The sequence below is a fragment of the Gammaproteobacteria bacterium genome (assembly GCA_016199745.1).
Taxonomy (GTDB): domain Bacteria; phylum Pseudomonadota; class Gammaproteobacteria; order Acidiferrobacterales; family Sulfurifustaceae; genus JACQFZ01.
Map to the genome: position 1 here is coordinate 130,221 of JACQFZ010000017.1, position 11,589 is coordinate 141,809.

Annotated in this window: 10 protein-coding genes; 5 read left to right on the forward strand and 5 right to left on the reverse strand. The window is 56.7% G+C overall.

Annotation, left to right across the window (positions count from 1 at the left end):
• Positions 1–247 precede the first annotated feature (247 nt).
• Complete coding sequence (locus HY308_04200; GenBank protein MBI3897483.1) at positions 248–973, forward strand: transporter substrate-binding domain-containing protein; 726 nt, start codon at positions 248–250, stop codon at positions 971–973.
• Between the two features lie 122 nt (positions 974–1,095).
• On the opposite strand, the gene HY308_04205 is transcribed toward HY308_04200, so the two are convergent.
• The 5 genes from HY308_04205 to HY308_04225 form a co-directional block, all read right to left on the reverse strand.
• Positions 1,096–1,467 (reverse strand): glyoxalase, encoded by a 372-nt coding sequence (locus HY308_04205; GenBank protein ID MBI3897484.1) that lies wholly within the window; start codon positions 1,465–1,467, stop codon positions 1,096–1,098.
• Between the two features lie 371 nt (positions 1,468–1,838).
• Complete coding sequence (locus HY308_04210) at positions 1,839–2,240, reverse strand: hypothetical protein (protein ID MBI3897485.1); 402 nt, start codon at positions 2,238–2,240, stop codon at positions 1,839–1,841.
• 300 nt (positions 2,241–2,540) lie between these two features.
• The gene (locus tag HY308_04215) at positions 2,541–3,572 is read right to left on the reverse strand and encodes a hypothetical protein (protein MBI3897486.1); all 1,032 of its coding nucleotides are present in this window, start codon (positions 3,570–3,572) and stop codon (positions 2,541–2,543) included.
• Between the two features lie 2 nt (positions 3,573–3,574).
• The gene (locus HY308_04220; protein ID MBI3897487.1) at positions 3,575–4,930 is read right to left on the reverse strand and encodes a hypothetical protein; all 1,356 of its coding nucleotides are present in this window, start codon (positions 4,928–4,930) and stop codon (positions 3,575–3,577) included.
• 360 nt (positions 4,931–5,290) lie between these two features.
• The gene (locus HY308_04225; GenBank protein MBI3897488.1) at positions 5,291–5,719 is read right to left on the reverse strand and encodes a type II secretion system protein GspG; all 429 of its coding nucleotides are present in this window, start codon (positions 5,717–5,719) and stop codon (positions 5,291–5,293) included.
• A gap of 2,829 nt (positions 5,720–8,548) precedes the next feature.
• Here HY308_04225 and HY308_04230 point away from each other — a divergent pair.
• The 4 genes from HY308_04230 (at position 8,549) to HY308_04245 (ending at position 11,318) form a co-directional block, all read left to right on the forward strand.
• On the forward strand, positions 8,549–8,944 hold the full coding sequence (locus HY308_04230; protein MBI3897489.1) for a YciI family protein: 396 nt from the start codon (positions 8,549–8,551) through the stop codon (positions 8,942–8,944).
• A gap of 60 nt (positions 8,945–9,004) precedes the next feature.
• Positions 9,005–9,313 (forward strand): helix-turn-helix domain-containing protein, encoded by a 309-nt coding sequence (locus tag HY308_04235; GenBank protein MBI3897490.1) that lies wholly within the window; start codon positions 9,005–9,007, stop codon positions 9,311–9,313.
• Positions 9,314–9,347: 34 nt separating this feature from the next.
• Positions 9,348–9,515, forward strand: coding sequence for a hypothetical protein (locus HY308_04240; protein ID MBI3897491.1), 168 nt, complete (start codon positions 9,348–9,350; stop codon positions 9,513–9,515).
• Positions 9,516–10,880: 1,365 nt separating this feature from the next.
• The gene (locus HY308_04245) at positions 10,881–11,318 is read left to right on the forward strand and encodes a mannan-binding lectin (GenBank protein ID MBI3897492.1); all 438 of its coding nucleotides are present in this window, start codon (positions 10,881–10,883) and stop codon (positions 11,316–11,318) included.
• Positions 11,319–11,589: the final 271 nt, after the last annotated feature.

Sequence of the window (11,589 nt, forward strand, 5' to 3'; positions counted from 1 at the left end):
ATATCCAGCTTTAGTCCTTAAGTTTTCAGCGATTGAGCTTGAATCGTAAATCTTCGATCGCTGAAGAGTTTTGCAAGCGCGTTACTTGCCGGCCTGCTTCTTCGCGTCCTGCAATCGAAAGGGTTGGAAAGTGACGCGTCGCCCAATCGTTGTTTGCTATGCTCAGAGCAGCAAACAGCAGCCGAGAGGGATCGACATGCAAGCAAAATGGACAGCCATGATCTGCTTCCTATTAGTAACCGCGGCCATGCCGGCGGCCAGCGACACCATTACCCTGCGAGCGGATGTGTGGTGTCCCTACAATTGCGAGCCGGAGTCTGATAATCCCGGCTACATGATCGAGTTGGCAAAACTAGCATTCGAAAAAGCGGGTCATAAAGTCAGCTACCGACAACGCGACTGGAAAGAGGCGATCGCCGACAGCCGCGCCGGCAAGTACACCGGAATCGTTGGCGCCTCCCGCCCTGACGCACCCGATTTCGTATTTCCCGAAGAGTCGCTCGGCCGCTCTCGGTCGTGTTTCTTTACCAATCCCAATGACAGCTGGAGTTACAGCGGTCCCGCGTCCATTACCGCCAACATGAAAGTGGCAACGATCAGCGGCTATGCCTACGGCGCAGAGATTGACGGTCTGATTGCGAAATTTCCGGAACGATTCAAGACGATGACGGGCCAAGAAGGCAAAGAGAATCCGCTAGCCGCGAACATCATTCGACTGTGGGACCGCAAGGTCAACGCCTTGGTCGACGACCGCAATGTCGTGCTCAACACCCTCGGCGGGATTAAAGCCATCGGCAAGCTTCGGGAAGCCGGTTGTGCCCAGGAAAACAGCGAGGTGTATATCGCGTTTTCCCCTAAGCATCCGAAAGCCAAAGAGTACGCGCAATTGCTCAGCAACGCCGTGACTCAGGCCCGGCAAAACGGCACGCTCAAGGCGATCCTTGCGAAATACGGGTTGACGGATTGGAAGTGATAACCGGCGGAGATAGAACGCATTAGTTATGGGTACGCAAACTACCTCTGGAAGCAATCGTAAATCGAAACCGTGGTCTGTCGCCGATTACTTCTACACTCAATTACTAATTAGCTCATAAGTTATTTATCATTAATTCGTTGGATAAATTCCATGCGGTTACCGAAAGGATCACGGCACTCGAAGCGATCATAACCAGGAATGGGTAGTCCATCCTGAGGTTCGATGCCGTGACTTACGAGAAGCTCACGCACTGTGGCGAGATCACCAACCGCATAAGCGACATGCGCTTTCGTCTTAGTTCGATCAAATCCGTCCTCGGTGCCGACGTGAACTTGGAGGTTGGGCAGCTGCATCCAGAAGCCGCCCCGTCCATTGAGATTTTCTGGTTTGGTAATTTCACCAAGCCCAAGTAGTCCGCAATAAAACCCCCGCGCTTGGTCTTCTGTGCCGGTTGGGATGGTAATTTGCGCGTGGTGTACGCTAAGAATCATAAGGACTCCTGTTTTGATCTACGCGGTGGGAAACGATCGGGGACAGACCCGAATGGCACTTACTTAAGCGCCGTCGACAACAGATGCCACGATTGACTCCTCCCCCTTCAGGGGGGAGGTTGGGAGGGGGGTGGGTTTTATGGCAGCGATAACCGAGTAAAAAACCCACCCCCACCCCAGCCCTCCCCCTGAGGGGGAGGGAGCTAGAGCGTGCCGCGGCTTAAGTAAGTACCATTCGGGACAGACCCTGACGTTACACGAATGTCAGCGATGGGCTCATCCGTACAATTTGCATCTTCATTTTCCTATCATGGCTAACGCCAAGCTAAGCCGCGCCGGCCGCGAACATAGCCGCGAAGCGCCGCGTTGTCTCACGGCGCCGACTTGAGCGACGTGTTATGTGATTTTTTTGCCAGAACATAATCTTGAAATAGTTTATGAATCTTGGGTTGCTCTTCAAAGGTTTCGAAATTGGCTGAGCATCCGGTAATGTAAACGCAATTTCCGTCAACAAACGCCAATCTGTAATCCTTCTCATCCCCAAAAGAGAGAGCGATTCTTCGGCGAAGAGTTTGATACTTGTTTGAAAAACACTCTTCACTCAATCCGAAATAAAAATATGTATCGGGTAAATCGCGAACCGGCAATTTGCTTCTGATGAGCTGATACTTTACCGAAATAGTCGGGCCCGGCTCACTTAACTTTGTGTAGTCATATGAATCTGGAAGCGACTTTGTAAGATAGCCCCATTCTGATACGACGTTTTTCTCCACCACCACATTTCCATTTACTTCGTTCGCATATATTGCGAACGAGAAAAAAATACAGATCAGACATGTTACAAAAGCTCTCAATGGGATGAGCAGAGTGTATATCGGTCTCATGTTTTTAAGCATACCGTAAAGTTAACCGGCGCGGGCCACGAGCGTTAAACCTAGATGATATCCGGGACAGATTTATATTATTCAGTGAGCTCGACGCAGGTAACCATAGACGCCACTGTTTTCCGTCTCAATCGCCCATCTGTTCTCAGTACTCGTGATTACTACCGATCACTCGCGCCACCTCTGCGCTCAACGCGGCGCATATCCAGTGAATCGCCGAATCTGTTCCCGCGTATCGTCATCCCAAGCCACCGGCTGCGGTTGGCCGGGATCCGGTGGTGATGGGTGTTCTTCCGCTGACCAAATAAACGCCGCCGGATAGCCTCTGCTCTGCGCATGTTGTAAGCGGTGACAAACAATATTCTCCGGTTCGCGCCGTTCTTGCTCGGCCAACTCGGGCCAGGGGCGATGTGGGGCGCTGGCGAATTCGCCGATGATCAGCGGGTACTCGGCGGAGAAGGTATGGCGCGGTAGCGCTAGGTCGTGTGGATAGTAGTGAAACTGGTGTAGTCGTACTTGCAGTTCGATCGAGCGCCAGGCGTCGACGGTGGCATGGCTGGCGAAGCCGATCGAGGAACGCAGGCCGGTGCTGTTGATCATCGCGACACCTTCGCGCAAGAACGCCAGCATCGAACTCAAATCGAGCGTCGGGCGGCTTCCGCGCGGTACGCCGCTGCCGGGGTTGCGTACACACCATTCCGGTTCGTTGCACAGATCCCACGCGTAAATGATATCGCTGAAGCCGCGCGAGGCCTCGAGCAAGGCGCGCAACGCGTTGCGCAGAAACTGCGGGCGTTGCGCGCTGTCGCTGATTAATTGTTGGCGCCCGCCGCTGACGTAGTCGGTGGCGGTGCCACTGGGATCGAGGAACATGCGGAAGTCGGCGAACACCGGCATTAGTTTTATGTTGGCGCGGCGGAAGAATGGCAAGGCACTGGCAAAATCGTCGATCACCGCCTGCGCCAACCTTGGCACGCTGGCGATTTGCCAGCTGCCGGAGCTCAAGCGCGGTGCTTCCGTGCCGATGCCGTACAACAATCCGCTGCCGAGCACCCACCAGCGCACGGCGAAGATGCCGAGTTGGCGGTACTGCTCGAGGTCGCTCTCGATACGGCTGCGCCAATCGGCGCGCGTGCCCCAGGCATCGCCACTACTGTTCACCGGCGGTTGGCCGAAGTCCCAATCGCAGTGAATCCATGGATAGTTGATGCCGACTTGCATGATCAAACGGTCTCGAAGAAGCGCGCGTCGGTGACCAGCAGTCGTTCAATCACGCTGCCGCTGCTAGCGCTCGGATAATAATTCAGGAACAACTCGTTGTTGGCGGGATCGACGATCGGCTGCAACACGGTGTACTCGACACGCGTGGCATTGTAAGACAGCAACTGCTGCGAGCTGTCGTAACTGAAACTCCAGGTCCAACTGTCCATGAACTCGTCGATGGTGGCGTGGCCGTAGCGCACGTACTCGGGAAATGCATGTGACGATTGATAACGCGGTTCGTTGGCGACCATGTCATCGCGCACGGCGCGTTTGCGCGCGTCGTAGCTGCTGGGATCGGGCGTGACGCTGACCGAACCTGGCTGATCCAGAAACGTACGATTCGTCACACGGAACTCGGCCGGTGTCGCGTCGCGGCGGTTGGTAATCGGCGAGATGACGCGCGTCGTGAGACTTTGTGTCGACGTAATGCGCCGCGGGATCCACTCGCCCCAGCTGCGCGCCGGCACCGGCGTGCCGTCGATGCGCGTGAAACCCGCGGCGCCGAACGCGCGCACGGCCGCCGCCTTGTTGCGAAACGCCGCGGCACGCGCCTGCGTGAAACCGTAGGCCATGTATTCGGCAAAGCCGGCCGGGCGCGACTGCTGCGCCACGACATGAAAATGTTTCGGCGCCACCACCGGCAAGGTGTTGCCGAACGCCTCCTTGAGTTTGCGCAAGTACGGCACGGCTTGGCCGATGCGGCAACCGCGGATCAACACTTGCGCCGCGATCGGCTGACCCGTGGTGGCATCGTTCGGTCGCGGATCGAGCAGCGGGGATGCGATTGTCAACGTGTTGCCGCGCACCGCTGCCTCTAAGTCTTCGTACGTAATGTGATTCGCGCCGAGCGTATCGAGCTTCATGAACAACAAACCTTCCGGGTTGGTGTGCGAGCTGATCAGCAGATGACGGATCGGGTGCGTGATTTGATCGCTGCGTCCGAGCGCGCGCACGAAACCGCGTAGGCTGTCGACTAGCGTATCGCTGAACAACACGGTGTCGGTACGCACACCCATAAGTTGTTGCATGCGCCGATCGTAGGCTGACGTTCCCGGGACGAACGCCAGATCGCGCGCGTTGTTATCGGCTTCTTGTTGCAGCGCCGTGGTAACGCTGGACGGCGGCGGGTCGACGACGCGCACGGTATCGCCGTCTTCCAACGCTGTTGTGGCACTGATCGGCGTGACTGCCGTGCCGGCGCGGAACACGCGCACGCCGTCGTGAGCGATGAGGATGGGAATGCGCCACGCTTGCACATCCTGCTGGCGCAGGAAACGATCGAGTCGCGCGGTGCCGTCGACGATGTAGTCAGCCATGACGAATGATCAACAGTTATCTCAAGAATAACTTCAACTGATATTGCCCCACCCTAACCATTCCCGCCCGGTGCGCGCGACCTCAGCGCGCCCGTTCGGCGGCATGAATGTCCACCGGACATTCATGCAGGCCCCGCCTCACCCCGCGCAACAGCGCGGGGGAGGGAACAAAAGAGAAAAGCACGCGCCTCGTTGTGCAAACGCCAGCCTCTTAAATTCCCTCCCCCGCTGCTTTTGCGGGGGAGGGTTAGGGTGGGGGTATTTTAAGATGGCTTCTAGGAAACCTTACTGATTAATTCCCTCTTCCAAAGGGAGAGGGACAATACGTCAGAACATTTTTAACTGAAGCAGAATGCCAGCTCACGCCGATGGCAGTATTTCATTGAACGCGATATCGAGCGCGCTAGTCGGCGTGTATTCATACCACTGGCCGATGAGCGAGGCCTCGGCCCAGCTGACGATGTCGGCGTTCTCGCCGGTGCCACCTTCAGCACCATCGGCGCCGAGCGAAACGAGATCGTAATCATTCACGCGACCGGGCGAGCGATACACATAGGCGTTGCCCCACGGATCGGCCGCCGGCACCGTGCCGTAAGTGCTCAGCACCGCCAGACCTTGGGCCGTGGTTGGATACGCACCGTGATCATTCATATAAGACTCGATCCAGCCGATGACTTGCTGCATCTGCTCCCACGTGCGCCGCTGCAACGGCGTTAGCAGCGGGCGGGCGTTCTCGATCGGGTTCGCCGGTTGAATACCGGGATAGTTGGTCTTGGCATACGCCTCCATCTCTTCGGCGATCGTAAGATACCGACGCGTCGCCGGCGCGCCCAGCACACCGCCGTCGATGAACGAAACAAAGTCGCGCTCAAAGCCGGGGCGGATGGTCAGCACCACGCGCGCACTGCCGGCGCGCAAGAACGTGCGGTGCATGAAATCCGGATGGTCGAGATATTTTTTAAATTCCCAACGACTGGTGTGCGACCAGAAGTAGGGATACAAGAAATACAACATGTTCTCCCACTCGATGGCGTGATGCAGAAACTTGATGATCTCGCCCTGCGCCATCACTTTCGACCAGATGTCGGCATTGGTCACCGATTCGCTCGGGCCGTATAAATCTTCCGGCAACCCGGGCGACACGAACGTGAATGACGGACCGAACAACCAGCGCAAGACGCCTTTGGCCACTTCTTCGCGCTCGATCTTGCGCAGCGACAACGCGTCTTGCGAGCCGAGGTCTTCTTGCAACTGCGTCAGGCGCGCTTTGAGGTTGGCGCGATTCGATTCGTAGCGCGCTTGCGCGGCGTCGCGCATCGCGCCCCAGGCACGCATTTGCCACGCCTGATACACCTCGGTTTTTAACTGCGCGGTGATGACGACCTCGAGCGTAAACGACGACAACTGCCAGCTGAACACGTTGATGGTGAAGCGGCCGGAGGCGCCGATCCAATGCGCGACATCGGTTTCGATGCGGTTGTCGGAGTCCTGGTCTTCCCAGGTCCACACGGTCAGGCTCGGCGACACCGCCTGCACGAAATAATCGTCCGCCACGTCGATGTCGAAGGCGTTGTTCTCCGCGTGCTTGGATTCATCGAAGCTGCCCCATTGGCGCGAGAACGCGCGCACGATGCGCAGCTCCGCGGCCGGCGGTGGCTCCACAGCGATACCGTACAACGCGGCCAGCGACATGTAGCTCGTGCGCGTCAACGCCGAGGGTTGCAAGTCGAAACGCGCCCACGGCAGTGTGGCGTCGATCGCGCCGAAGCCTTGACCGAGCGCGGCCTGAATCGAACGGATCTCGAGGATCTTCGACAGAATGTCCGAGCCCGGCTCCGGAATGGTGACGTCGTACGTCAAACGCACGCCGTAACGATACAAATCCACGCGCCACTTGCGGATGAGCTGGTAGTAATCCGCACGCGTCGCGCGATCGGTGAACGGATTTTTGATCAACCGCACCGCTTGGTCTTCCGTGCCGGAAGCCGATGCCACCTTGAAGCTGACCTTGTGTTCCTTCTTCGTGCGCGCGGACGCCTTGCGCGTGAGCTCACTGCTTTGATTGCGCGAAAATTGTTGCGAGGTGTTGGACGAGTCGGCCACGTTGTAGCCGACGCTGGCGGAGATACTCACCGGACCGTAACCACCGGACGCGGTCACCGACATGTTGAAGCCGCTCGAATGCTGTTGCTGCGATGAGGCGGCCTGCGTCAGCTCGGATTTTTCCGCTACGCCTTCTTCGCTGTAGGCCTCGAGAAAATCGGTGACGATGTTCTCGAATTCCTCCGAGGTGTTGGACCACTCCTTGTGCGTGATGTTGACTTCCTCCGCCGGACTAAGCGGCACCGAGTACGCCAACTCGCCGCGCTCGATGCCGGCCGGCGTGAAGCCGACGCGCTCCAAGTGCAGAAAGCCGACCGGTTCGATTTCCAACCGTGCATGGAAGGCATACAACACGTCGGTCGCCACTTGAATCGCGACCAGTGAGGCGTTGGTAATATCCAAGGGTGCCAAGCGACGCGGGTCCATTGCCGAGATCAGCTCGGCGGCTTGGCTGTTAATCAGCGTGACCGCGTCCCGCAACCCCGGCGTCGTGTGCGCGAGGTCGGTTAGGTTGGCCAGCGTGAGCGGCAATCTCTCCAGACGCAGTTCGGTGGTGGTTGCCGCGGCACTCTCTTGCGGCAGTGCCAACATAAAACTCTGGCGCGTAACGCTGCCCGCGCCGACGGCCAGCGTTGCGGTGCTCGCGCGCCGCTTGGCTTTTTTCGTCAAGGCTTTGAGCGGCGTCGTTTCCTCATGCTGATAAAGCGTGGCACCGGGAAAATGGACGTTGACGAATTGCGTGTCCTTCTTGAACCCTTTCGGCAGCGTCACCGCGGGCGCCGTTTTTGGTGTCGACTGCAACACGCTGGACAACTGCGCATCGATCCGCGCGGTCGCGGCAGTGAGATCGCCGTGGCGTTTTTTGCGCAGCGCGATCAGCGCCTCACCCACGTGCGCGATGTCCTGCGGCGTGATGGACGCCAACTCCGCCAGCGCATTCAACTTCGGCGCAGCGGCATATTTGTCGTCCGCACCGAAGCTGCGCTCGACGATATCGAGAATGCGTAAACTCGGCTTATGCGTCGCCAGCACGCGACGCAGTTGTTTGATTTCACTCGGCAGGATATGCAGCCCGGCGATCGCACTCCATTTGTCGACGACGCGCCCACCGCCGCCGGCATCGGCGGGCGGCGACTCCTTGGTGGATTTAATCGGTGTGTAGGTAGCGCGATTGAGCGTGCGTTTGGCGTTATCCAACTCGGCCATAGATCCTCCCTGCATATATGAAGATGGCAATCAGCCGTGGTAGTTTCCGGCATTTCTTGGCCAGAAACTACTCGTCGCGCATAACCATCTAATTTCGTTCCGGCAATTCGTGCCCAAACGAGGTGGCACCGATACGGTGCGTGATAGGGAATGTTTAACGGATGTCGAAAATACCCTCGCCCAATCGACTAATTGTCGAATCCAACGCGCAGGAAAAACCGGCTTGGCACTCGCTTACCCTGCCCTGCACATGGATCGGCGGCAAATTCCGCATTAATCAACGGGTTCCTAACGCACGAGGAGCGAAGCATGAAATACATCTGCCTGGGATATCTGGACCCGGAAAAATGGGCGGCTATGTCGGAGCGCGAGCAACAGACGTTCATGGACGACTGTATTGCTTACGATGATTGGTTGCGCGCCAACGGCCATTTCATCGGCGGTGAAGCGCTAGAAGGCGTGGACAAGGCCGCCACCCTGCGCGTCCGCGACGGCAACGTCTCGGCCACCGATGGACCGTTTGCCGAAACCAAGGAACTGCTGGGTGGAATTTTGTTGCTCGAAGCGCGGGATATGAATGAGGCGATTCAACTCATGTCCAAACATCCCGGCGTGCGCGGCGGCAGTTTTGAGATACGACCGAGCTTTGATATTCAGCCGTTGGTTGAGGCCAGCCGTCAGCGGCGTTCATCAACGCGCCAGTAGTCATTAAAATACTCGACCCCTACGGCCAGGTATTGAGACAGATCAAAGAGGAGATTGAACATGACTAAATCTAAACGGGAACTACGCACACGTGCTGCCAAGCGTGACCTCGGAAAGGAGCTATTGCAGTCGGTACGCGAAATGAAAGCGGGCCACCGCGGACGAGTCCACAAAGTAAAAATACCGCCTATCGTGGAGGCACGGCTTAAATCAGAATTGTCTCAAGCACAATTCGCCCGCCTGCTAGGCGTATCCGTTCGCACGCTTCAAGACTGGGAGCAGGGCAGACGGAAACCGTCGGGTGCAGCAAAGACGCTTATTTCGATTGCCGCACGCCGACCTGAAGTATTACGGTCCTCGGCCGCATAAATCAGGGCGATCCGAACCGTCGCCTCTGTCCCCGATGGGCTCGTACACGAGCCCTGTTAACGTCGAGTTCGTCGAGCACGCCGACGGTGTCGTCGTTAAAGAAACCTTCGACGCGGAAACCGAGAACCCACCAGAACTCCAGCGCACCGGCTGGCAAGCCATCCTGAACAACTTCGGCCGGCATGTGGAAGCGAAGGATTGAACCGGATCGACGACGCGTTAGTCGGCCAGACCATTACGTGGAGTGATACACGTGCCAAAAGCCAAACCAACAACGGTTGCCGAGTACATCGCCGCTGCTCCCAAAGATGCGCGGTGGATGTATTGAGAGAATTGTTGAGGCAGAAATGTACAAAAGAACGGCGACTGATTTATTTGTCCGTCGATTAAACTAATTTATCCCATTTATCTGTCCTCTTGTGCGGCGCGACTTCGCGATTAGCTTCACGCGCTGGCACAAGAGAGGTGGCCTCCGGTCGTGAAAGGCGGCTATCGACCCGACGCGGTCGTCGGATTCTTCTGGTTGATACTACGACGCGAGCACTGATCCCGGCGGCGCTGGGATAGCGCGACTGCCTCCGGGGGCTTTATACCTTCCTATACCCTATACTCCCTATGCTTTTTACCCGGCTCGTTTTTTACCCTTAACCTCAAGGACAAGATTATGAAAATGGAAATTTCGCTTTCGTGCCTCAAAAAAATCCTCTTTTCAACAATGCTGGTTTGTCTGATCGCCCCTATCACACCGGCAACCGCAGCCAGCAAAAAACAAGCAGCAACGAATGCTTGTGCGTTACCAACGAAACCAGCCAGCAGCCAAGCTGAAACAGCCTGGAGACTTTTTGTAGCGATAAATTGTAAAACCGCCAATAACCACCTTACATGGGAAACGTGGACAACCCAGGCTTGCCTGAATAACCCGGCTGATTGCAACACCCGAAAGCTGCATGGCAGTTTGCTGCGCGCCAAGTTGGCGGCAGGTGACGATCCACGTCGCACCGGTGGCTGTTCGCCAATGACGACAACGGCCTCGGCAGATCCATCGCTTCTTCCCTTCGTGCCAACCAATCTCAGTGCCGATCCGCAGTTTTGTGAAGAAGTCACGATCAACCCCAGCGAGCAAGCCTATGCGACGAGCAAGGGCCTGCTAACGGAAACGGGACAAGTTAACTATCTTCAATCCGGCGCGACGATTAATTTTCCGACTGGCGCGGTTGAGGTAAAGGCAGATTGGGTTGCCGCATCGTCTTTTACAGGAGTGACGTTCGACTGCACCAAACCGAATACCACGATCTACCAAGAAGTGATTGACGGCACTTGCTACGCACTGGCTGGTATACATATCAGCTCTAAGCTTTTTCCAAATTGGTTGTGGTCTACCTTTGAGCCACAAGACCCGCGCACCAATCCAAACCGCTGCAAACCCACGCTATACAATGCCTGCACCGATAGCTGGGGCTCGAATCCCGCGACTTCCACGGGGAGCAACACAGCGCCGACAACAACCCTTGCCGCATTGTTTAAAGCCGCCGGTGCAGCACTGGATCCTTCCTTTCAGAACTATCGCATGACCGGTACACAATCCGCTTACAACCAGCCAACCGCCAGTCAGGGTAAGTTGGGAAGTTCTTTCGTTGAATTCAATGCCGATGTGCCCGCCCAACAAGCGTCGTGCATCACGTGCCACAGTTATGCTCAGCGTCAGCCCACTCCTCCGCCGGCGGGATCTACGCCTCCGGGAGGCCCGCTACCAGGAGGAGCAAACGTAGGAACACCGACCGCCCTACCGGCCGCCTACAAGTCTCTCGATTTCTCATGGTTCTTGGGATTTGGTGTACCACAAGGTAGTGTTTGTCAGGACGTAAATGCCGGCCCGCTCTGGAATAACGGTGATGCTCAAGCCAAATGTCCCAGCGTTTGTGCCAAAACGTCCACCACCTGGAATGGCCAGTGGAAAACCACGGTGCAAGGGCAAATGTCGGTGTGCGGTTGCTGCAGCAATTAACAGCCACATCAGGTAATGCGGAGTAACGTGAGGGCGGCTTTTATGCCGCCCTCATTACGTTTTGGATTTATCAGGGCTAGCAAGTATCACAAAATAGGGGGCCGATTTATTTTCTGTTGATATGCGACCACACTGCTGTCCGGACGTTGAACACGCCAAACACGGTAATTGCTTGATCTGAAATAGATAGCGCATGATTTTTTCTGGTCTCGATTTGAAACACGTGGCATCGATTTGCGACCCTGCGAGGAACTCATTCGCCGGGGGCGTC

What these genes read in the sequence shown, in the direction of transcription:
- HY308_04200 (MBI3897483.1), top strand. Translation starts at nt 248, where the DNA reads ATGCCGGCGGCCAGCGACACCATTACCCTGCGAGCGGATGTGTGGTGT.
- HY308_04215 (MBI3897486.1), bottom strand. Translation starts at nt 3,572, where the DNA reads ATGCAAGTCGGCATCAACTATCCATGGATTCACTGCGATTGGGACTTC.
- HY308_04220 (MBI3897487.1), bottom strand. Translation starts at nt 4,930, where the DNA reads ATGGCTGACTACATCGTCGACGGCACCGCGCGACTCGATCGTTTCCTG.
- HY308_04245 (MBI3897492.1), top strand. Translation starts at nt 10,881, where the DNA reads ATGACCGGTACACAATCCGCTTACAACCAGCCAACCGCCAGTCAGGGT.
- HY308_04225 (MBI3897488.1), bottom strand. Translation starts at nt 5,719, where the DNA reads ATGGAGGCGTATGCCAAGACCAACTATCCCGGTATTCAACCGGCGAAC.
- HY308_04230 (MBI3897489.1), top strand. Translation starts at nt 8,549, where the DNA reads ATGAAATACATCTGCCTGGGATATCTGGACCCGGAAAAATGGGCGGCT.
- HY308_04235 (MBI3897490.1), top strand. Translation starts at nt 9,005, where the DNA reads ATGACTAAATCTAAACGGGAACTACGCACACGTGCTGCCAAGCGTGAC.
- HY308_04240 (MBI3897491.1), top strand. Translation starts at nt 9,348, where the DNA reads ATGGGCTCGTACACGAGCCCTGTTAACGTCGAGTTCGTCGAGCACGCC.
- HY308_04205 (MBI3897484.1), bottom strand. Translation starts at nt 1,467, where the DNA reads ATGATTCTTAGCGTACACCACGCGCAAATTACCATCCCAACCGGCACA.